We start from the raw sequence: 23,027 nt of genomic DNA, 5'->3' as shown, positions 1-23,027 counted from the left end.
CAGCGCGAGAAAACCTCGTTTGAGTTCCGCCCCGGGGGGCGGTTGGGTGATCGCGCCTCGAGAGCACCCAGCATTCCCCGGGAGGGACCCCTGATGACCGGCACCGATCCGCGCGCCCTCGCGGATGCGATCCGCTTCCTGTCCATCGACGCGATCGAGCGGGTGGGCGAGGGGCATCCGGGCACGCCGCTCGGCGCCGCCGACACGGTGACGGCGCTCTTCACCCGCCACCTCAAGTTCCTGGCCCGCGAGCCCCTGTGGTTCGACCGCGACCGCTTCGTCCTGTCGAACGGCCACGGCTCGATGCTGCTCTATGCGCTGCTGCATCTCAGCGGCTACGAGGGTATCGGGCTTGACGACATCAAGCGATTCCGCGAGCTCGGCTCGCCCTGCGAGGGCCACCCGGAATACGCCCCGGCCCACGGCATCGAGACCACCACCGGGCCGCTCGGCCAGGGCATCGCCAACGCCGCCGGCATGGCGCTGGCGGAGGCCTATCTCAACCGCTGGCTCGGTCCCGATCTCGTCGACCATCGCACCTACGCGCTGGTCGGCGACGGCTGCCTGCAGGAGGGCGTCGGCCAGGAGGTGATCTCCCTCGCCGGGCACCTGCGTTTGGGCAAGCTCACGTTTCTCTGGGACGACAACCGGATGACCGACGACGGCGCGATCGACCTCGCGCTGAGCGACGACATGGCGGCGCGGTTCCTGCTGAGCCACTGGCACGTCCAGGAGGTCGACGGCCACGACAGCGAGGCTGTCTCGGCGGCCCTGCTCCTCGCCAAGGCCGATCCGCGCCCCTCGATGATCCGCTGCACCACCGTGATCGGCCGCGGCCTGCCCGGCGTCGAAGGCACCCGGGCGGCCCATTCCGCCCGCATTCCGGCCTCGTTGAGCGCCGCCGCCCGCGCGGCCCTGAACTGGACCCACCCCGCCTTCGCGATCCCGGACGAGATCCGCGCCGCCTGGCGGGCGGCGGGGGAGCGGAACGCGCCGGCCTTCGAGTCCTGGACGCGCCGGGTCGCCGCTTTGCCGCCGGAGCGCCGGCGCCTGCTCGACCGCCTGCGCGAGGGCCGGCTGCCGGAGGGATGGGAAGCCCCCTTGCACGCCTTCCGCGACGAGGCCGTGCGGTCGGGCCAGGCGCAATCCGGCATCGCCCTGTCGGGCGCGCTGGTCGACCGCCTCGCGGACGCCATCCCCGAACTCCTGTCCGGCGCGCCGGACCTCGAGGGCGCGACCCAGCACAAGCGCAGCCTGAAAGCCTTCACGGCCGAGGACCAGGGCGGGCGCTACGTCCATTACGGCATCCGCGAGCACGCCATGGGGGCGATGATGAACGGCATGGCCGCCCATGGCGGGGTCGTGCCGGTCGGCGTCACCTACCTGGTCTTCTCCGACTACCTGCGCCCGACTTTACGCCTCGCCGCCATGATGGGGCTGCCGGTGCCGTTCGTGTTCAGCCACGATTCGGTCCATATCGGCCGCAATGGGCCGACGCACCAGCCGGTGGAATACCTGGCGTCGCTGCGCGCCATCCCCAACATGCTGGTCCTGCGCCCGGCCGATGCCGTCGAGGCGGCGGAGTGCTGGGAGATCGCACTCCGGAACCGCGAAGGACCGTCCTCGCTGATCTTCGCCCGCCAGGCGCTGCCCGCAATGCGGCGCGACGCGGGCTCGGAGAACCGCTCGGCACGCGGCGCCTACGTGCTGGAGGAGGCGTCCGCCGCCCGGCGGGTCACGCTGCTCGCCACCGGTTCCGAGGTGGCGCTCGCCGTCGAGGCCCGCCGCCGGCTCGAGCAGGAGGGTGTCCCGACGGCGGTCGTCTCGATGCCGTCCTGGGAGCTGTTCGAGCGCCAGGACGCCGCGTACCGCCGCGCCACGCTCGGCCCCGGCACCGTCCGGGTCGGGATCGAGGCCGCGGTGCGCCTCGGCTGGGACCGCTACCTCGGCGAGGAGGGCGGCTTCGTCGGCATGAGCGGCTACGGCGCCTCTGGAGCGGAGGCCGACCTCGCCCGGCATTTCGGCTTCACGTCGGAGCGGGTGGTGGAGGAGGTGCGGGCAAGGCTGTAGGGTCCCGACGTCTCAGGCTGTCGTTCGTCCGGGACGTCGGTCGCGCCCGCATCGAGGTTCCTCCGCACAGGACATCGCTCGCCGGCGCCGCTCTCCGGCGCGACGAGGTGTGCCGTTTCGTCTCGGCTCAGGAGGGACACTTTAACTTTGCGCCGACAGACGCAATTCGCATAAGCAACATTATGGAATGTTCGCGCCGGTCAAGGCCTCCAGGCCGCAACCTCGTGGATCGCGGCCACCGGACGGGGCAAGGCTGCCGGGCCGACGTGATGCCGCGCCGTCCGTTGCGAGCGCTGGCGTGCCGATGCGGGTCCGCGTAAGTCAGCGCCCGGACGCGCCGGGGCCTGCCCAGGCGGCAAAAGACGATGCGCGGCGGCGGGACGACGCAGCTTTCCGGTCAAGGCCGTCACGCGGGGCGATGTCGGCGGCCTGACCCGCGGCCGGGCGGCCTGCCGGGCGTGCCGCCGATCGGGCTTCACGAACGCGCCGCATCCGCTGTTCGATCCCGGCAGTCACCGGGCGCGCTACGACGACGTCACCGAGCGGGTGCGAGACGCCTGGCACCACGACGTCGAGCACGGCGCGGCCGAGCGACGCCCGATCCACCCGCTGCTCGCGCGGCGGCGCCCGTCGAGCCGCGTCCGGGACCGTGGCAGGTCCCTCGGGAAAATGCTGTCGGCGGATTCGCGAGCCGCGCGGCACGCCTTGATCTCGGCGGCTTTTGCGTGTTCGGGATCCGCCGCTCCCTCCACCAGCAGCGGGTCCGCATGGTTCTGAAAGGCGTGTCTCCCGCGAAGGTCCTGGTGGTGAGCACAAGCCCGGACGCGGTGAACCACAACGCGACGATCCGCGACGCCCTGCGCGGCGGCTTCGAGGATGTGCTCGGCGCGCCGGCGGTGCGAGCGAGCCCGCTGGAGCTCGCCGAGGACGCCGTCGCGGAGTTCGGCCCGAGTCTCGTCGTGGCGCTCGGCAGCGTCGCGGTCGATGCGGCCGACCTGCGCGCCCTGGCACGTGGCGTTCGCCGGGCCGGGGCGCGCCTCGCCTTCTGGCTGCACGACGACCCCTACGAGTTCGACTACGCCCCCCGGGCGGAGGATCTCGCCGACCACGTCTTCACCAACGACCGCTGGGCCCTGCCGCATTACCGGCATTCCTCGGTCTCGCACCTGCCGCTCGCCGCCTGCCGGCGGACCCACGACAGGCCGGTGCGGCCGATGGCGCAGCGCGCCCTCGACCTGTTCTTCTGCGGCGCCGCCTTCCCCAACCGGATCGCCCTCCTGGAGCGCGCCCAGGCGAGCCTGGCGGCGCGCCGGGTCGAGGTTCGCGGCGCGGGCTGGCCGGCCTCCCTCCCCTTCGCCGAGAACACCCGCCTCACTCCCTCCGGTATGGCCGACCGGGCGAGCGCGGCGCGCCTCACCCTCGCGATCGGCCGCGACCTCGACATCGCCAACCGGCGCTTCCGGCTGCCCGCCTCGACCCCGGGGCCGCGGGTCTTCGAGGCGGCCCTGGCCGGGGCGCCGCAGCTCTGCTTCGCCGCCGGCCTCGAGATCCTGGACTATTTCGAGGAGGGCCGCGAGATCCTGCTCTTCGACGACGTCCTCGAAATCGATGACGCCATCGCGCGCTCCCATCGCGAGCCCGCCGCCTTCGAGGCGATGGCGGAGCGCGCCCGGGCCCGGGCGCTCGACGCCCACACCTATGCCCACCGCGCACGGACCATCCTGGCGGTGATGGCCGCATGACCGGACCCGTGCCGCACTCCGTGCTCCTCCTCGACACGGAGCCGAGTACCAGCAACGCCTACATCGCCCTCGCGGTCGCGGACGCCCTCCGGCGGCACCCGGCCGTCGGGCGGGTGGTGCGCGCGACCCACGCCGACGCGGCGACGCTGGCCCAGGCAGCGCTGGCGCGAGGCGAACGCTTCGATCTCTTCCTCGCTCTGGGCGGCGCGAGCCGGCACCACGCGCTCCTGGCCCGTCTCTGCGCGCTCGCGCGCGCCAGCGCGCTCTGGACCACCGAGGATCCCTACCTGAGCGCCGCGAATGCCCGCCTCTCGGGTTGCTTCGACCTCGTCTTCACCAACGACCGCGGCTCGCTCGCCCGCTACGGCGCCCATGCCCGGCACCTGCCCCTCGCGGCGACCACGCTGTTCCAAGACCTGCCCGTCCGGCCGGACGACGCGGAGTACCGCTACGACCTTCTCTTCGTCGGCACCGCTTGGCCGAATCGCGTCGCGACGCTCAACCGGATCCTGTCGGCCTTTCCCCGCGACCTGCGGGTGAAGGTCGCGCTTCCGGCGAACGCCTACCTGCCTCGGCCGGTACTGGTGCGCGACGACCTGATCGTCGACTGGCGCTGCGGCAACGCGGATTTCGCCCGGTTCGCCAACCGCAGCCGGGTGGTGCTGACCCTGCCCCGGATCTTCACCGCCGGTGCCGACGAGACGCCCTCGGGCACGACGCCGCCGCCGCGGCTGTTCGAGGTCGCGCTCGCCGGCGGGGCGCAACTCGTCGTCGGCGCCGACCCCGAGACCTTCACCTACTACGAGGCCGACCGCGAGGTCCGCGCCTGCGCCGAGGACGACGTCGTTCCCGCCGTGACCGCCATGCTGGCCGATCCCGAAGGCCGCATCGTCATGGCCGAGCGCGCCCGCGCCCGCACCCGTGCCGAGCACCTCTACGACCACCGGGTCGACGTCATCCTGCGGGCGGTGCGGGAGCTGCAGGCTCCTGCTCCGTCGAGTCGCATCGCGGAGGACGGGACGTGGCGCGGGGCCCGCTCCCCCACGCGCAGGATCTCGCCCGGACCCGCCAAGCCCCGCCTGCTCTTCGTCGCCCACAACCGGGTCGGGAGACGCCAGGGCGGCGGGGTGGAGTTCTACCAGGAGCAGCTCGCCGCGGCGCTCGACGGCTTCGACTGCCTCTTCCTCTACCCCTCCTTCGAGGACGGGGCTTGGATGATGCGCCTCGACGAGGGCGTCGCCTCGGAGGCGCTGCCGATCCCGCCGGCGGAGCGGCTGCTTGCGAGCCCCGAGATCGAGGTCCTGTTCGAGCGCATCCTGGTCGAGCGCCGCATCGACCTCATCCACGTCCACCACCTGCTCGGTCTGCCGCTGAGCCTGCCGACGATCGCCCGGGCCCACGGCGTGCCCGTGGTGATGCAGTTGCACGACTTCTTCCTGATCTGCAGCCGCTACACGTTGATGAACCAGCACGGCGTGTTCTGCGACGTCGTTCATCGCGGCAGCCGGCAATGCGACGGCTGCCTGTCCACCGCCGAGCAACTGCCCGCCGGCGCCAAGGCGCGGCGCGACGGCTTCGTGGCGCGGATGCTCGCGAGTGTCGACGCCTTCGTGACGAGCACGCCGGCGACCGCAGCCTATGTTCGGGCCTTCTACCCCGAGGCGACGGCCCGGGTCGCCGTCATCGAGATGGTGGATGCCGGACCGGCCGACCTGCCGCCGCCAGCGCCCGAGGCCAGGACGCCCGGCCCCCTGCGGGTGGCGGTGCTCGGCAATGTCGTCGACCACAAGGGCGCCAAGACCCTGATCGAACTCGTCCGCATCATGGCGGGGGACGACGTGGTGTTCGAGGTGCTGGGCTACGTGGAGGCCTACCTCGTCGCCGCCTTCGAGGCGCTGGCGGGAGAGCGCCTGCGCCTGCGCGGCGGCTACACCCGGGACGAGGTGCCGGCGCTGCTCGCGGAATGCGATGCGTCGCTCCACCTCTCGCTGTGGCCCGAGACCTACATGATCTCGCTCACCGAGGCGTGGCGGGCGGGCCTGATCCCGATCGTCGCTGATCTCGGCGCGCCGGGCGAGCGGGTCACCGACGGCGTCGACGGGCTCAAGGTGCCGCCCGGCGATTCGGGCGCGGTGCGCCAGGCCCTTCGGCGCCTCGCGCACGACCCCGCCCTCGTCGCCCGCCTGCGTGGCGCGATCCGCCAGAAGACCTTGCCGACGCTGGCCGAGCACGCCGCGGCGGTGTCCGACCTCTACCGCGACCTCATCGCCGCCCACCCCGCACCCCATGCCGCTCCGGGCGATCCGGCGGCACCGTGCACCCTTTCGGCCTTCGATCTGGGCTTTCGTGTCAACCATCCCGATTGGACCAACCCGGCCATGGTCTGGGACGGGGCAACCGAGGCGAGCGTCGCCGTCGACGCCCTGCCGGCGTCGGATGCGGTTCTGCCCGAGCGGACGCTGGCGCCGAGCGATCCCGGCCTGTCCTGGGAGATCGCCGACCTCGTCGCCGACGGCCAGCGCCTGCCCGGCCGCATCGGCGCCATCGCGGCCGTCGAGAGTCTCTCCTTGCGCGGCTGGCTCTGGCGGCCGGAGGCCGGCCGGCCGGCCCGGACATGGCTGCGGCTGCGCTCGGGCCCGGCCACGCGCTACGTCAGCGCCTCCCCCGAGCGCCGCCCCGAACTCGCCGGCCGATTCGGCACCGGCCGGGCCGAGCAGGCCGGCTTCTCGGTGCAGGTCCGTACCGCCGGGCTGCCCGGCGGCTCCTACGCGCTCGACCTGCTCCAGGTCTTCCCCGACCACGTTGCCGTCGCCGCCGACGTCGCGCGCTTCACGGCCCCGGGTTTCGACGCGCCGGGCCCCGTCACGCCGTGGCGGGCCGGCTTGCCGGTTCCGGAGGCCGGTCTACGCCGCATTGCGGAGCGGGCGAGTGTCGCGGCGCACGGGCTGCAACTCATCGAGGGCGTGCCGGTGGCGCGGCAGGGAGGCCTCACCCGCATCGAGGTCCGGCTTCCGGACGGGGCGCGACGCGGCCGGCCCTACCTCGTCCTCGAGGGTGAGCCCGGCACCGCCTGGACCCACGCGGCGTGGCACGACCAGGACGAAGCGCCGCGGGTCGGTGCCGAGGCGCAGGTCCGCGATCTTCCGCCAGGCGATCACCGCCTCCTGGTCCTCGTCGAGCATGACGATGGGGCGGAACTCCGCGAGACAGGCACCACGCTCTTCGTCGCGCCCACCGCCCGCCCCTGCCTCGTCGGCGCCGAGCCGCCGCTCGCCCTGCGCCGGCCCTGGATCCCACGGGCGCGCAGCCGCCCGAGCCTCGACGCAGTCGCGGTCGCGGAGGAGGCGTCGTCCCTGCTCGGTACCCTCGTCACGGTCTCGGGCTGGTGCTTCGTGCCCGGGCGCGGCCGGCCGCTCGCCTGGATCAGCCGCTGGGGGGCAAGGGGCCAGCGCCGGTTCATGGTCGTGGAGAGCGTCACCCGGCAGGACGTGGCCGCGCATCTGAGGGAGGCCGACGCCCTGACCGCCGGCTTCGAGTTCCAGGTGCCGCTCGCCGCGATCCAGGACGGAACGCTGCGGGTCTTCCAGATCTCCGAGCGTGGCGCGATCGCCCTGTCGGGCTTCGTGCGTCACCTTGCGGAGAAGCTCCCGCCGGCCTGAATCCCGCCTCACCACTTGTAGCTGAGGCTCGCGGTGATGCGGCGCTGCTCGCCGTAGAAGCAGGCGGTGACCGACTGGCACGACGAGACGAACCGCTTGTCGGTGAGGTTGGCGGCATTGATCGCGAAGCGCCAGTTGTCGCGGGTGTAGTGCACCACGGCGTCGATCAGCGCGCGCTCGGGCACCCTCAGGGTGTTGTCGACGTCGGCGAACGAGCGGCCGACATAGCGCACCCCGGCGCCGAAGCCGAAGCCGGCCCAGTCGCCGGTCGGGATGGTGTAGTCGGCGAAGACCGAGGCCAGGGTCTCGGGCGTGTTGGTCGGGGTCTTGCCGATCGTGCCGACGTCGCCCTTGGTGATCGCGAGGTTGTAGCTCGTGAACGACGCGACGACGTTGAAGTCCTTGGTGATGTTGGCCACCAACTGTGCCTCGAAGCCGCGCGAGCGAGTCTCGCCGAGCTGGAGCTGGTTGAGAGGGTTGGTCGGGTCGGCCGTGAGGGTGTTGGCGAGGGCGAGGTCGAAGGCGGCGAGCGTCAGGAAGGCGTTCGCGCCCGGGATCTCGTACTTGACGCCGACCTCGTACTGGTCGCCGGTGGTCGGCTTGAAAGGCTGGCTGAAGAAATTCGTGCCCACCTGCGGGTTGAAGAAGGTCGCGTAGCTGACATACGGCGCCAGGCCGAAGTCGAAGTTGTAGATCAGCCCGTAACGCTGCGTGTAGGCGTTGGCCGACTGGCGCGTCGTCGTGCTCGCGAGCCGGTTGTTGACCTCGTTCGAGGTGAAGTCGCCGCGACCCGACACGACCAGGGTCAGCTCAGGCGTGAGCTTGACCTGATCCTGGAAGTACAGGCCGAGCTGCTGGAACACATCGTCATTGACGAGGTAGGGCGCGACCGGGACGCTCGGGCTGCCGTAATTCGGCGTGATGATGTTGAAGTTCGCGACCGGCGTCCCCGCGAAGCCGCCGGTGGCCTGGTTGTCGTTGAGCTGGAAGTTCTTGTAGTCGAGGCCGATCAGGACCGTGTGCTTGAACAGGCCGTCGTCGAACCGGGCCACCGCCTGGTTGTCGACGTTGAACAGGCGCGCCCGCGAGGCCGCCCGGAAGCGGTAGCGCGCGATCTGCGTCTGGTTCGGGTCGGCGTAGCCGAGGCCGCCCAGGAACGCGTCGTCGAGCGAGTCGCTGAAGGCATAGCGCAGGTTCTGGCGAAACGTCCAGGTATCGTTGAAGACGTGCTCGAACTCGTAGCCGATATTCGCTTGGGTACGCCGATAGGTGTTGTTGAACGGATCCGAGACGTTGTCATTCTGCCGGATGCGCAGGCCGAGCACCGTCGGCCGCACCGTCCCGTAATAGGGCAGGAACGCGTTGAGGCGGCCGGTATCGTCGTACTGGACGCTCGACAACAGCGTGAAGGTGGTGGCGCCGTCCGGCCGGTAGGTGAAGGTCGGAGCGATGTAGCCGCGGTTCTCGTCGAGGCGATCGACCTGGGTGCCGCCCTGCCGCCCTATGCCGGTCAGGCGGTAGAACCAGTGGCCCTCCTCGTCGGCCGGACCGCCGACATCGAAGGCGAGGTATTTCTGGCCGAACGAGCCGCCGCCGACCTCGACAGTGTTCAGCGGCGCGACGGGCGGCTTCTTGCTGATGAGGTTGACGAGGCCGCCGGGTCCGCCCTGGCCGAACAGCACCGCGGCCGGGCCGCGCAGCACGTCGATGCGCTCGAGGCCGAACGGATCGACCTTGTAGGAGGCGAAGCCGTAATTGAAGAGCTGCAGCCCGTCCCGGTACAGGCCGGTGTCGTTCGCCGTGAAGCCGCGGATCAGGAAGAAGTCGACGCGCGGGTCGGGCCCGAAGACATTGCCGTAGACGCCGGCCGAGTAGCTGATCGCCTCGCCCACCTGCTGCGGCTTCAAGGCATCGAGCTGCTCGCGCCCGATCACGGTGATCGATTGAGGGGTCTCGATCAGCGGCGTGTCGGTCTTGGTCGAGGTCAGCGTGCGCTTGGCGACGTAGCCCTCGATCGGGCCGCGCGGATCCTCCTGCCGGCGGGCCGTCGCGACCGTGCCCCCGGCGGGCGCACCGTTGCCGGCCACGTCGATCGCCTCGAGCTGGATCGTGCCGCCGGCGGCCGCGCCCTGGCGGGGCGGCGTCGCCTCCTGGGCGGCGGCGCCGGTCAGGGAAGCCAGGGAGACGCCAGCGGCAAGGGCCGCACCGAAGGCGGCGCGGCGGCCGTGGCGACGCAGGGCGGCGAGGTCGGGATGCGAACGCATGTCGGAACCTTCGGGCACGAGTCGGCCTGTCCCGGACGAGGCTCGCCCGGGATGACGCGGCTCTTTAGAATGATACTAAGTTGTTGTTCTGATTAGCTTTTTAGCACGGCGGAGCGAACGGTGGATCCGGAATCCCCCTCTGGGCGGCCGTTGTTAGCGCACGTGGCATATCGGCAACGCCCGTTCGCGACGCTCCGGCGCCACAGGGCCGAGGGGCGACCCGGTCCCTCGCGCCGTGCCGACGCGGCCGACGCATCCCGCCTCCGGCTCCGTTGCACCGACACAGTCGCTTCAAGACTCCGCTCGATTTCAGCTTGAACTCGCATGATTGATATCGTGCTTCGACGTGCCGTATTGTTCTGTAAGTGACACTCGACAATTCCCTCCTTGACAGGTCTGGAAGAGGAAGGCATTGAGCACCGCACGATCCGCCGGTGCATGCAGGGTGACTCAAACTCCGACCCGGTATCGCCAGCGAGTTTGTTTCTTTCCATCGACCGCGTCAGCGACACGCGAGAGAGGCGACGAGCCTAGACGATGCTGTGGAACGACCTCACGCCGCAGATCGGCGGTCTTCGCCGCGGCGGCGTTAAACGCGGTCTGATCGCGAAAAGTCCTATCCGCGCATCGCGGAAACGGGCGCTCGTCCAGGTTCATCATGCCGGCAGTGGAGAACCCGGCCGGTCGGCAGGGCTGCGCACAGACCGCAGCCGTAAGCGGTCGCGGCAAGTCATGTCGCGGCAAGTCACCTGGCGGCAGGTCACTTGCCGGCAGGTTCCCACGGGGCGGATGACGACGAGACGGTCTGCCGCCGCGGTGGCGCGGAGACGAGACCCGTCGGGCGCCCCTCTTGCGCCCCGTTACGCCGCAGAGCGCGATGGGGAAATACAACTTATAGTTTTATCACGCTGGATGGTACGCCTCTTGCCTGCTTCGGCAGCCTCACTGCCGTGCGGCAGTCATATTCTTGAGCCAAGCCCGTGACAGGGTCCTTTCTGGAATCGGCGGGCGGGGACGTCGAGTCCGGCCTCGCCTGTGGGAGATGCCAGCGGAACGACCTGCCATACAGCCGAGAATCGACGAAGCGGCACCGTCTCCGCCAGAGCGGGCATGGTGCCGCACAGAACGCGCCGCTCACGCGCTTCGGGGCCAACGTAATTGAGTGGTTATTTTGACAATGATTAAGAAGTCCTTCCGCAAATGGCTGCCCATCGGCGGAGCCGCCTCCCTCTTCGACGATCAGTTCTATCTCAGGATGAACCCCGACGTCGCCGCGAGCGGACAGAATCCCTTCGACCACTACATGGCGAGCGGCTGGCGGGAGGGGCGCGATCCGTCGGCGACCTTCTCGACCCTGTTCTACAAGGACAAGTACCTCGATCCGGCGGAGCCGCCGGTCAACCCGCTCCAGCATTACGGGGCCTTGCCGGCCCACCAGCGCCGCACCATGCCCACCCACGCGCCGGCGGAGTTCCTCGAGATCCAGCGCCGCGTCGTTCGCGACTACTTCGACGAGGACTTCTATGTCCGGACCTACGACCTCAGATTCGTCGAGGACCCTCTCGGCCACTACCTCGTCAGCGGCTGGCGGCAGGGCTACGAGCCCAATGCCGACTTCGTCACGCAGGACCACATCAGGCGCAACCAGCACCTGAGCTACAGCGACATCCAGCCGTTCTACCACTACGTCTCGACCTATCCCCTGCTCGGGGGGGCCGGCCCGCTCGTGAAGGTCGATCAGCGGGCGCCGGCCGAGCCGGGTCCGCTCGTCAGCGATCTCGACGACGTGGCCGAGGCGATCGCCCCGCATTTCGACGAGAACTATTACCTGTCGAGCTACTCCGACGTGCGCGCCGCAGGCGTCGACGCCCTGCTCCACTACGCCGAGTACGGCTGGAAGGAGGGGCGCAACCCGTCCGAGATATTCTGGAGCGAGTATTATCGGGACCAGTATCGTGACGTGGTCCCGGACGACGTCAATCCGCTCTACCACTACGTCACGACGGGGCGTGACCTCGGTCTGAAGCCCAACCCGTTCGGCGCCGCGCTGTGGCCGGCGGCAACCGCGCCGACGGAGGCCGAATGGGCGGCGGTGAGCCCGGCGACCGACATGGACGCCGCCGAGGTCGTCGTGGTGATCCCGGTCTACAAGGGCTACGAGGAGACCCTGCGCGCCGTGCACGCGGTGCTGGCGCACCCCCAGACGAGCCGCTTCGCGCTCCTCGTCATCAACGATTGCGGGCCGCAGGCGGAGCTCAACCAGGCACTCGCCAGGCTCGCCGGGCAGAGGCTCTTCGTCTACCTCGAGAACGAGACGAATCTCGGCTTCGTCGCCTCCGTCAACCGGTCGCTCGCCGTCTGCAAGGGCAAGGACGTCATCCTGCTCAACTCGGACGCGATCCCGTTCGGCGACTGGATCGACCGGATGCTGTGGCACGCCCGGGCTCATCCGGATGCCGCGACCCTCACGCCGCTCTCCAACAACGCGACGATCGCCAGCTACCCGCAGTTCAACTTCAACAACCGCATCCACCTCGAGCTGACCCTGCCGGAACTCGACGCCTGCGCCCGCGAGAGCAACCGCCATCTCTCGTCGGAGGTGCCGACCGGCATCGGCTTCTGCTTCTACATGCGGCGCTCGATCATCGACGCGATCGGCGACTTCGACGCCGAGACGTTCGGCCGCGGCTACGGCGAGGAGAACGACTTCTGCCTGCGGGCCCAGAAGGCGGGCTATCGCAACCTGCTCGTCCACGACGTCTTCGTCTACCATTCCGGCGGCGCGTCGTTCGACAACACCTTCGCAAAGGACACGGCGCAGATCGAGAAGCGCCTGTTCCGCAAGCATCCGGACTACACCTCCCAGGTGCTGGCCTATGTCGAGGCCGATCCGGCCCGGGAGGCGCGCATCCGCCTCGACCTCTATCGCCTGGCCAGGAGCCTCGGGCCGAAGACCGTCGTGTTCTTCACCCACAACCGGATCGGCGGCATCGTCACGCATATCCGCGACCTCGCGGAGCGCCTCGAGAGCGAAGGCTTCGAGGTCATGATCATCAAGGTCGCGTCGGAGCAGACGATCCGGCTCGACTTCCTGCCCGGGTCGACGCGGGCGATCCCGACCTTCTCGTTCGAGACGCTGCAGATCGACCGGCACGGCGACCTCGTGGCGGCGTTCCTGGGCTGGCTGCGGCCCGTGCTCATGCACGTGCACTCCTTCGTCGGCCTCGACTGGGCCTCGACCGAGCGGATGATGGCGATCATCCGGGCGAGCGGCCCCTACGCGTTCACGCTGCACGATTACGGCGCCCTCTGCCATCGCAACGACCTCGTCACGCCGCTCGCCCGCTTCTGCGGGCTGCCCGAGGCCGAGGCGTGCCGGCGCTGCATCGCCATCGACCACACCAGCCGCGGCGTCGTCGATCCGGCGGTCCGGCGGGAGACCTATGCGGGCTTCCTCGCCGGGGCGGAGGTGGTGCTGGCGCCCTCGCAGGACATCGCCGACAGGATGGCGCCACACCTGCCCGGCACCCGGATCGTGGTCCGCCCGCACGAGGAGCGGCTTCCCGCCGCCCGTCGGCGCCCGGCGCCGGAGGAGCCGATCGGCCCGACCCGCCCGCTGCGGATCGCGGCTCTCGGCGCCATCGGGCCGCACAAGGGCTCGAGCGTGCTGCACGACCTCGCGCTCGATGCCCGCCTGCGGGACCTGCCGATCCAGTACCGGGTGGTGGGCTATTCCAACATGCCCGAGCGGCTCGCCGCGGTCGGCGTGACCGAGACCGGGCCCTACGACAACGACCAGGAGGCGATGGACCTGCTGCGCACCCTGTCTATCGACCTGGTGCTCATCGCGTCGATCTGGCCCGAGACCTACTGCTACACCCTGTCGCTCGCCCAGGCGGCGGGCGTGCCGCCGGTGGTGTTCGACCTCGGCGCCCAGGCGGAACGCCTGCGCGCCCGCGGCGAGGGCGCGATCGTCGATCCGGCCCTGGCGCGCGACCCGAGCGCCCTGAACGACCTGCTGCTCGGCCTCTCGCTGCCCGACCTGTACGAGCGGCGCGGCGAGTACCAGCGGTTCCTCTACCGCGACCTGATGCGGACCTATTACGGCCTCGCCGACCGGGAGGCCGAGGAACGCGCGCGGCTCTCGGCCTGAGGCCGGTCCGGCGGCTTCGAACGCGCCCCGCCGGCAGCCTCCGTCAGCGGCGCGCGACGGTGTCGCGGATCGCCTTGGCGTTGCGGCGGACCATCGGTCGAAGCCAGGCCCCCGACGCCAGGTATGCGGCGGGCCGGACCGGCGCGAGGGCGGCGGCGAGGTCCCGCGCGAGGCCGGGTGCGGCCGGGCGGGGCGCGTCGGCGGGCCCGGCCTGCCGGTACACCACGGTCGTCTCCTCGCGCCGGTAATCGGGGTGGGGCGCCAGCCCGGCGCGGCGGGCGGCGCGATCGAGGGTGTCGCGCACGAAGCCGTGGACGTGCGCGAAGTGGAACCGCTCGTGCGGCGGCTTGCCGGGCGCCGCCATGTTGGGCACCGCAGCGTAGAGCACGCCGCCCGGCGCCAGCCGGCCGGCAAGACGCATCAGGGTGTCGACCGGATGTCGCAGGTGCTCGAGGACGTGGTGCGCGGTGACGACCGCGAAGCGGTCGTCCGGCGGCAGGTCGTCGAGCCGGTCCAGCACCCGCGCGCCGTGCTCGGCCCTCGCATAGGCGGCGTAAGCGCGGCCGGGCTCGATCCCGGTGACGCGACAGCCCCGCGCCCGGGCGGCCGCCAGGAACTCGCCCGAGCCGGAGCCGAAATCCAGGACCCGGGCGCCGGACTGCAGGACGGGGGCGAGCAGATCCGCCCGGAACGCCGCCTCGCGCCGGGACCGGGTGAGATGGTGGCGCGGCGGGCGCCGGCCGAGGGCGAACTGGTAGGCGGCGCGGTAGGCCGAGGCGTAGTAGGCCTCGAGTTCGCCTTCGGTCGGCATCGGGTCGGTGCGGATCAGCCCGCATTCCGTGCAGGCCACCGAGCGCAGCCGCTTCAGCCGCCGGTCGGTCTCGGCCACGACCAGGGATTCGGTCTCGCCGCAGAGATTGCACGCCATCCCCTCGCCCCGGTACGGATAGCCGGTGAACGGGACGGCGTGACGGACGAGGTGGAGCGGCGAGGACATCGGCGGCCTTTCCTGGCGGAGCGCGGCCGGCGGATCGCCCGAGCCCTGATCCGACAACGTGCGAGCGTCCGGATTTCATCCTCCCGGCCCGGAGATCCGCGGATGTTCGAACTGAGCCAGCTGCGCTGCTTCGTGGCGGTGGCCGAGGAACTGCATTTCGGTCGCGCCGCCGGGCGACTGCATCTGACACAGCCGCCGGTGAGCCGCCAGATCCAGGTGCTCGAGCGGGTCCTCGATGTCGCGCTCCTCAACCGCACCAGCCGCGCCGTGCGGCTCACCCCGGCGGGGCGCCGCTTCCTGGTCGAGGCGCGCCGGATCCTGCGCCTGGCGGACGAGGCCGCCGCGACCGCCCGCCGAGTGGCGGCGGGCCAGGCCGGCAGCGTCACCCTCGGCTTCACGGCGGCGGCCGCCTACCGCACCCTGCCCGACCTGGTGCGCGCGGCGCGCGCACGCCTGCCGGAGGCCGAAATCCTCCTGAAGGAGATGGTCAGCGCCGCCCAGGCCGAGGCCCTGGGGGCTAAAGGCATCGACCTCGGCCTGATGCGCCCGCCCCTGCCGCCGGCCGCCGACGGCAGCTTGCGCATCGCCCGCGAGACCCTGGTGGCGGCGCTCCCCGACGACCACCCGCTCGCGGCGGGCGACGCCGTCGCGGCGGCGGCGGTCGCAGCCGAGCCCCTGATCGCCTACGCGCCCGACGAGGCGCGCTACTTCCACGACCTCGTCGCCGACTATTTTTCCGGGGCCGACCTCGCGCCTCGCGCGGTCCAGCACCTGGCCCAGATCCACACCATCCTGTCCCTGGTGCGCTCCGGCCTCGGCGTCGCGCTGGTGCCGGAATCGGCCGCGTCCCTGCAGGTCGCGGGCGTGACGTTCCGGGCCCTGGTGCCTGCGCCCCGGCGGCCGGTGGAACTCCACCTCGTCTGGCGCCGGGGCAACGACAACCCGCTGATCCCGATCCTCGTCGAACTCGCGGCATCGATGCCGGAATTGAATTGAAGCATGCCGACATGGTGCTGGAGAGGCATCGTGAGGCGGCATAGACGTCGGGGCGAGCGGGGGACAGCCCCGGGTCTTCGAGACGAGGGAACACCCATCATGCCCAGCGCGCTCTCGCCCGTCGACCTCGCCCGGCGCCTCGGCGCCGGCCTCCTCTCCTTCCCGGTGACCCCGTTCACGGCCGACTTCGCGATCGACGAGGCGCAGTACCGCAGCAACCTCGACTGGCTGTGCGGCTACGACGTCGCCGGCCTGTTCGCGGCGGGCGGCACCGGCGAGTTCTTCTCCCTCACCCCGGCCGAGGTCGCCCGCGTCGTCGGCATCGCGGTCGCCGGGACCAACGGCCGGGTCCCGGTTCTGGCCGGTGCCGGCTACGGCACCGCCATCGCCTGCGAGATGGCCCGCGCCGCGGAGGCCGCCGGCGCCGACGGCCTGCTCCTGCTGCCGCCCTACCTCGTGGGCTCCGAGCAGGAGGGGCTGTCCGCCCATATCGAGGCGGTGTGCCGCGCGACCGGCCTCGGCGTGATCGTCTACAACCGCGACAACGCGGTGATCGGCCCCGACGCCCTGGCGCGCCTCTGCGAGAGGCTGCCGAACCTCGTCGGCTACAAGGACGGCATCGGCGACATCGAGCTGATGACCCGGGTCTATTCGCGGCTGGGCGACCGGCTGACCTATATCGGCGGCCTGCCGACCGCCGAGACCTTCGCCCTGCCCTATCTCGAGATGGGCGTCACCACCTATTCCTCGGCGGTGTTCAACTTCGTGCCGGACTTCGCCCTCGACTTCTACGCCGCGGTGCGCCGGCGCGACCGGGTCGCGGTGGCGCAGGGCCTGCGCGACTTCATCCTGCCCCTGATCGAGATCCGCAACCGCCGCAAGGGCTACGCCGTCTCGGTCATCAAGGCCGGCATGCGGGCGGTCGGGCGCGATTCCGGCCCGGTGCGCAGCCCGCTCACCGACCTCGCGGCCGCCGAGCAGGCGGAGCTCGCGGCCCTCGTCGCCCGCGTCGTCCCGGCGCAGGCACTGGCCGCGGAGTCGTCGTAAGGAAGCGCGCGACGCGGTGCCGCCCCACGCGGGCGGCGCCGTCTCGGCAAGGATGGCGCACCGGACGCCGCCGACAACGAGAGGGAGGGACCCGATGCTGGACGAGCCGCGGAAAGCCGGGGAGCCCACCAATCCCGAGACCGCCCACGCAGGGCGGGGCGACGCGCCCCGCATCATCCGCCTGCACGAGACCGACAACGTCGCCATCGTGGTCAACGCCTTCGGGCTGCCGGCCGGCACGGTGTTTCCCGACGGGCTGACCCTCCGGGACTTCGTGCCGCAAGGCCACAAGGTGGCGCTTGAGGACATTCCCGAGGGGGACGCGATCCGCCGCTACGGCGAGGTGATCGGCACAGCGCTCAAGGACTTGCCCCGCGGCGCCTGGGTCGAGGAATCGCGGGTGCGCACGCCCACCGCCCCGAGCCTCGACGCGCTGCCGCTCGCCACCCGCGTGCCGGCACCGCTGCCGCCGCTCGAGGGCTACACCTTCGAAGGCTACCGCAATCCGGACGGCTCGGTCGGCACCCGCAACATCCTGGCGATCTCGACCAGCGTGCAATGCGTCGCCGGCACCCTCGAGGTGGCGATCCGGCGCATCAAGAGGGAACTGCTGCCGCGCTACCCCAACGTCGACGACGTGATCGGCCTGACCCATGCCTATGGCTGCGGCGTCGCCATCAACGCGCCGCAGGCGGTGATCCCGATCCGCACGCTGCAGAGCCTGGCCCAGAACCCGAATTTCGGCGGCGAGGTGATGGTGGTCGGCCTCGGCTGCGAGAAGCTCGTCTCCGAGCGGCTGCTGCCGGACGGCCAGGCCGACGGCGTGGTGCGGCTCCAGGACGAGCGCCACGAAGGCTTCGGGATGATGCTCGACAGCATCATGGCGATGGCGGAAGCCCGGCTCGCGGTGCTGAACAGGCGCCAGCGCGAGACCTGCCCGGCTTCCGACCTCGTGGTCGGCCTGCAATGCGGCGGCAGCGACGCCTTCTCGGGCGTCACCGCCAATCCGGCGCTCGGCTTCGCCGCCGATCTCCTGGTGCGGGCCGGCGCCACCGTGATGTTCTCGGAAGTCACGGAGGTGCGCGACGCGATCCACCTCCTCACCCCCCGGGCCGAGACCGAGGCGGTGGCCCGCGCCCTGATCCGCGAGATGGCCTGGTACGACGACTACCTCGCGCAAGGCGGGGCCGACCGCAGCGCCAATCCCTCCCCCGGCAACAAGAAGGGCGGGCTCAACAACATCGTCGAGAAGGCGCTGGGCTCGGTGGCCAAGTCCGGCACCAGCGCGATCCGCGGCGTGCTCGCTCCCGGCGAGAAGGTGCGCCAGAAGGGCCTGATCTTCGCCGCGACGCCTGCGAGCGACTTCGTCTGCGGCACGCTCCAGCTCGCCTCCGGCATCACCCTCCAGGTCTTCTCCACCGGCCGCGGCACGCCCTACGGCCTCGCCGAGGCGCCGGTGATCAAGGTCGCGACCCGCACCGAGCTGAGCCAGCGCTGGTCCGACCTGATCGACCTCGACGCCGGCAGGATCGCCACCGGCGAGGCGACGATCGAGGAGACGGGCTGGGAGCTCTTCCGCCTGATCCTCGACGTGGCGAGCGGCCGGAAGAAGCCGTGGTCGGACCATTGGGGGCTGTACAACGACCTGACGCTGTTCAACCCGGCGCCGGTCACCTGAGGGCGTCCCGCCCTCGTGCCGGATCCTCCAGCCTCTGTGTCATACCGCGGCCGCGCAGCGGAACCCGGGATCCATGACCGTCGACGTTTCCGGACGAAGCGGGACGGCGCCCACCGCGTGCGGAGCCGTCAGCCTTCATGGATCCCGGGCTCCCGGCTGCGCCGAGCCCCCGTGATGACCTCGAGGGTTGTCTCCGCGCGTGACGGATGGACCCACGTGGAGGCGCCCTTCAGCGCTCGTGCCCCGCCGTCGAGGTCGTCTCGCGCACCGGCGAGAGCAGGTAGTCGATCACCCGGCGCCGCCCGGTGCGGATCTCCACCGTCGCGGTCATGCCGGGGGTCAGCGCCACCTCCTTGCCGTCCGCCTTGATGAAGGTCTGCGACAGGGCGACCGTCACCGGGAAGATCAGGTTCTGGGTCTTCGGCATCCCGGTGACCGGGTTGACGCCCTGGCTGCGGGCCACCGACAGTGCGTCGCTGCCCCCGCCCGCCTCGCGGTCGTCGACCGCGTCGCGCGACACCCGCACGACCTTGCCGTCGATCGAGCCGTAGCGGGTGAACGGGAAGGCGTCGATCTTCACCACCGCCTCCTGGTCGGGCAGGACGAAGCCGATATCCTTGTTCTGGACCTGGGCCTCGACCTCGATCGGGCCGTCGGTCGGCACCACCACCATCAGCGGCTGGCCGGCGGTGACCACCTGGCCGAGGGTCGTCACCGCGAGCTGCTGCACCGTGCCGGAGATCGGCGCCTTGAGCTGGGTGCGCTCGCGCTTGAGGGTGGCCTTGACCACGTCCTGCACCAGGGCATCGCGCTTCTGCGCCGCTTCCGTCAGGGCCTGGTACTGGCGTGCCACGGTCTCGCTGGTGAGCTGGGTGATGCGCCGCTGCAGCGAGGTGGCGGCGGCCTTGGCCTCGATGAGCTGCCCGCGGTCATAGGCGAGGTCGGCCGCGACCTGCTCGACCTGCTGCACCGCGTCGATCACCGCCGCGCGGGTGCCGGCGGCCTTGGCCACCAGGGTCTCGCGCATGTCGGCGCGCTCCTTCAGCACCGCCTGCAGCCGCAGGCGGGCCGCGATGCTCTGGGTGAAGCGCTCCTGGGTCGCCACCTTCTCGGCGAGCTGCGCCTCGAACGCCTCGCGGGTGGTGATGTACTGGCCGATCTCGGCCAGCATCGCGCCCTCCTCGCGGGCGCGCACCGCCGGCGGCACCTCCGCCGGGAAGGTCACCTTGGTGGTGGGCTGGTTCTTCTCCACCGCCTCGATCGTGGCCCGCCGGCGGGCGATCTGCGCCTCCAGCGCCGCGAGGTCGCCCTGGCGCGACGACAGGTCGGCCTCGGCCTCGGTCGGTTCGAGGGTGAGCAGCACGTCGCCGGCCTGCACCCGGCTGCCGTTCTCGACCGCGATCGTCTGGACCTTGCCGGTGTCGAAGGGCTGGACCACCTTCGAGCGCCCGGAGGGCTGGATGCGGGCGGTGGCGACGGCGTGGATGTCGATCTGGGCGAAGATGCTCCAGACGAGCGCCGCCCCGAACATCAGGCACATCACCCAGGTGAACACGACCGCGTAGGGCGAGGGCGGGGTGTCGAGGATCTCGAGATGCGCCGGCAGGAACTCCTGGTCGGAGCGGCCGTCGGCCATGCGCCGGACCCGCTCGGTCAGGCCGCGCGGGCTGAAGCGGGCCGGCGGTGGGGGCGCGTGACGGGGGGTCGGCAGGCCGGCCGGCAGGGGAGCGGGTTGCGGGTTCGCGCTCACGCGGCCTCTCCCTGGGCTGAACCGTGGTCGGACTGGAGGCGCCAGAGCCGGCCGTAGAGCGAGGCCGGGCGCTCGATCAGCTCGCGGTGAGTGCCGTCCTCGACGATGCGCCCCTCCTGCAGGGCGATGATGCGGTCGCAGATCCGCACCGCCGCGAGGCGATGGGCGATGATGATCACGGTGCGGCCGCGCACGATGTGCTTCATGTTCTCCTGGATGATGCGCTCGCTCTCGTAGTCGAGGGCCGAGGTCGCCTCGTCCAGGATCAGGATACGCGGGTTGGTGGCGAGCGCCCGCGCGATGGCCAGGCGCTGGCGCTGCCCGCCCGAGAGGTTGGCGCCGCGCTCCTCGATCGGCGTGTCGTAGCCGAGCGGCAGCCGGTTGATGAACTCGTCGGCGCCGGCGAGGCGGGCCACCTGCATCACCTGGGCCCGCGAGAGGCCCGGATTGGCCAGCGCGATGTTCTCGAACACCGTCTTGTTGAACAGGAGGTTCTCCTGCAGCACGACGCCGATCTGGCGCCGCAGCCAGGCCGGGTCGACCTGGGCGATGTCGACGCCGTCGATCAGCACCTGGCCCTTCTCGGGGACGTAGAGGCGCTGGAGCAGCTTTGTGAAGGTCGACTTGCCAGAGCCCGAGGGGCCGACGACGCCGATGACCTGACCGGCCGGGACGTCGAGGCTGACGTCCTTCAGCACCTCCGGCGTGCCGGGCTGGTAGCGGAACGAGAGGCCCCGCACGGTGACCTGGCCCTTGGCCGGCGGCAGGTGGGCCTGGGCCAGCCCTCGGGTCTCAGGGGGACAGTTGAGCACGTCGCCGAGGCGTTCGAGCGACACCTTGACCTGCTGGAAGTCCTGCCAGAGCTGGGACAGCCGCAGGATCGGCGCCGTGACCTGGCCCATGATCATGTTGAAGGCGATCAGGCTGCCGACGGTCAATTCGCCGTTCATCACCGCGTAGGCGCCGAAGAACAGCACGAGCGCGGTCGTGACCTTGTTGATGTACTGGATCGCGTTCTGGCCGAGGCTGGCGACAAGGCCGGCGACGAACGAGGTCTTGACGTAGGCGGCGAGGCGCTCCTCCCACTGGCCCTTGAGGGTGGGCTCGACGGCGAGCGCCTTGACGGTGTGGATGCCGACCACCGACTCGATCAGGAACTGGCTCGACAGGGCCGAGCGGTTGAACCGCTCGAGGGTCTTGTCGCGCAGGATCGGCCGCAGCAGCACCGCCACCAGGATGTAGCACGGGATCGACAGGGTGACGATCAGAGCGAGCAGGGGCGAGTAGAAGTACAGGATGGCGATGAACAGCAGGGTGAACGGGATGTCGATCGCCGAGGTCAGGGCCTGACCGGTGAGGAAGTTGCGCACCGTCTCGAGCTCGCGCACCCGGGCGACGGTCTGGCCGGCGGGCCGGGTCTCGAAGTAGCCGAGCGGCAGGCGCATCAGGTGGTCGAACAGCCGGGCGCCGAGCTCGACGTCGATCCGGCTCGCGGTATGGGTGAGGATGTAGCCGCGCAGGTATTGCAGCACGACGTGGAACAGGCCGAGCACCACGAGGCCGACGGCGACCAGCGTCAGGGTCGAGTAGCCGCGGTGGACCAGCACCTTGTCGATGGTGATCTGGAAGAAGATCGGCGTGATGAGGGCGCAGACCTGGATGAAGAACGAGGCGAGCAGCACGGTGGCGAGCGGCCGGCGGTAGCGCCAGACCGACGGCACGAACCAGGTCAGGCCGAAATGGTGAAGCGCGGTCTGGAGGTTGGCCCGGCGCGCGATCAGCACGATGGTGCCGGTCCAGCGCGGCAGGAACGCCTCGGGCTCGACGTGCTCGGCGGTGCGGGCGACCGGATCGATGATCCGCAGCTTGCCGTCGTCGAGCCGCCGGCCGAGGACGACGAAGCGCCCGTCATCGACCTCCACGATCGCCGGAAGCGGGATGCCGTCGAGGCGGGCCGGCTTCTGATCCTGGAGCAGCCGGCCCTTGAGGCCGAGCCGCCGGGCACCGCGCACGATGTCCGTGGCGCTCATCGGGGTCTGGCCGAGGCCGAGATCGTGGCGGACCTGCGCCGGCTCGCACGGGATCTGGTGGAACGAGGCGACGAGGGCGAGCGCACCGAGACCGGAATCGGGCCGGGCCGCCGGCAGCTCCGCCGCGCCGGGGCCCGCCTGCGCGGCCGCTTCCTGCACCATGTCCCGCCCCCCAACTCCGCGACGCGGCCCCGCCGACGCCGATTCACGCAACGGTCCATTTACAGACCGCGACGTGCACAAGAACACGAACAATCGTGATCAGTCTAGGGCAGCCTGAGCCGGCACAGGCTCCACCCCGCTCCCGCCACGACTGTTGCCTCCCGGCATTTTAGAGAAAAGTCCGCGCGAGGGCGAGTGATGTTTTAATGACAGTCCACGACCATGCGACGGGACCTCCCGTGGCGGCACGGTCGACCGGCCCCGTCCGGGCCGACGCCGTCGAACACGACGCCGGACCTGCGCCGGTCATGAGAGGGCCCGACGCGCGGGCCCGGAACGGCGGGCTCCGGCACGCGCGCCGCGCGTTTCCGAAACCCTGTCCCGTCCGCTATGGTGCGGGCAGGCTTGAGCGCGGCGCGGCGGCCCGCTTCCTGCATCGATGCCCGCCGGATCGCAACGGAGGATACGGCGTGCCGGTT

At 71.0% G+C, this 23,027-nt stretch carries 11 protein-coding genes; 7 read left to right on the top strand and 4 right to left on the bottom strand.

Annotation, left to right across the window (positions count from 1 at the left end):
- Positions 1-93: 93 nt before the first annotated feature.
- The 3 genes from EU555_RS31840 (at position 94) to EU555_RS31830 (ending at position 7,471) form a co-directional block, all read left to right on the top strand.
- On the top strand, positions 94-2,070 hold the full coding sequence (locus EU555_RS31840) for a transketolase family protein (RefSeq protein ID WP_135419348.1): 1,977 nt from the start codon (positions 94-96) through the stop codon (positions 2,068-2,070).
- A gap of 767 nt (positions 2,071-2,837) precedes the next feature.
- The gene (locus EU555_RS31835; protein ID WP_135419347.1) at positions 2,838-3,812 is read left to right on the top strand and encodes a CgeB family protein; all 975 of its coding nucleotides are present in this window, start codon (positions 2,838-2,840) and stop codon (positions 3,810-3,812) included.
- On the top strand, positions 3,809-7,471 hold the full coding sequence (locus EU555_RS31830) for a glycosyltransferase family protein (RefSeq protein WP_135419346.1): 3,663 nt from the start codon (positions 3,809-3,811) through the stop codon (positions 7,469-7,471). The genes EU555_RS31835 and EU555_RS31830 overlap by 4 nt, the downstream gene beginning before the upstream one ends.
- Positions 7,472-7,479: 8 nt before the next feature.
- Here the strand turns inward: EU555_RS31830 and EU555_RS31825 are convergent, their stop codons facing one another.
- Complete coding sequence (locus EU555_RS31825; protein WP_135419345.1) at positions 7,480-9,735, bottom strand: TonB-dependent siderophore receptor; 2,256 nt, start codon at positions 9,733-9,735, stop codon at positions 7,480-7,482.
- Between the two features lie 1,177 nt (positions 9,736-10,912).
- On the opposite strand from EU555_RS31825, the gene EU555_RS31820 reads away from it, so the two are divergent.
- Positions 10,913-13,888, top strand: coding sequence for a glycosyltransferase (locus EU555_RS31820; protein WP_135419344.1), 2,976 nt, complete (start codon positions 10,913-10,915; stop codon positions 13,886-13,888).
- A gap of 43 nt (positions 13,889-13,931) precedes the next feature.
- Here EU555_RS31820 and EU555_RS31815 read toward each other — a convergent pair whose 3' ends face one another.
- Entirely contained in the window at positions 13,932-14,885 is a 954-nt protein-coding gene (locus tag EU555_RS31815) for a class I SAM-dependent methyltransferase (RefSeq protein WP_135419343.1), read from the bottom strand.
- A gap of 102 nt (positions 14,886-14,987) precedes the next feature.
- On the opposite strand from EU555_RS31815, the gene EU555_RS31810 reads away from it, so the two are divergent.
- The 3 genes from EU555_RS31810 (at position 14,988) to garD (ending at position 18,606) form a co-directional block, all read left to right on the top strand.
- Positions 14,988-15,881: a LysR family transcriptional regulator gene (locus EU555_RS31810; protein ID WP_135419342.1), complete on the top strand. Its 894-nt coding sequence runs from the start codon at positions 14,988-14,990 to the stop codon at positions 15,879-15,881.
- Between the two features lie 99 nt (positions 15,882-15,980).
- Positions 15,981-16,928, top strand: coding sequence for a 5-dehydro-4-deoxyglucarate dehydratase (gene kdgD / locus EU555_RS31805; protein WP_135419341.1), 948 nt, complete (start codon positions 15,981-15,983; stop codon positions 16,926-16,928).
- A gap of 94 nt (positions 16,929-17,022) precedes the next feature.
- Positions 17,023-18,606, top strand: coding sequence for a galactarate dehydratase (gene garD, locus EU555_RS31800; RefSeq protein ID WP_245524592.1), 1,584 nt, complete (start codon positions 17,023-17,025; stop codon positions 18,604-18,606).
- Positions 18,607-18,835: 229 nt separating this feature from the next.
- Here garD and EU555_RS31795 read toward each other — a convergent pair whose 3' ends face one another.
- Together EU555_RS31795 and EU555_RS31790 are read right to left on the bottom strand one after the other, a co-directional pair.
- Positions 18,836-20,356, bottom strand: a complete 1,521-nt coding sequence (locus EU555_RS31795; RefSeq protein ID WP_135419340.1) for an HlyD family type I secretion periplasmic adaptor subunit — start codon at positions 20,354-20,356, stop codon at positions 18,836-18,838.
- Positions 20,353-22,548, bottom strand: a complete 2,196-nt coding sequence (locus EU555_RS31790; protein ID WP_135419339.1) for a type I secretion system permease/ATPase — start codon at positions 22,546-22,548, stop codon at positions 20,353-20,355. The genes EU555_RS31795 and EU555_RS31790 overlap by 4 nt, the downstream gene beginning before the upstream one ends.
- Positions 22,549-23,027 lie beyond the last annotated feature (479 nt).

Origin of the sequence: Methylobacterium nonmethylotrophicum (genome assembly GCF_004745635.1) — a bacterium.
GTDB lineage: Bacteria > Pseudomonadota > Alphaproteobacteria > Rhizobiales > Beijerinckiaceae > Methylobacterium > Methylobacterium nonmethylotrophicum.
This window is presented reverse-complemented; position numbering and strand designations above follow the sequence as displayed.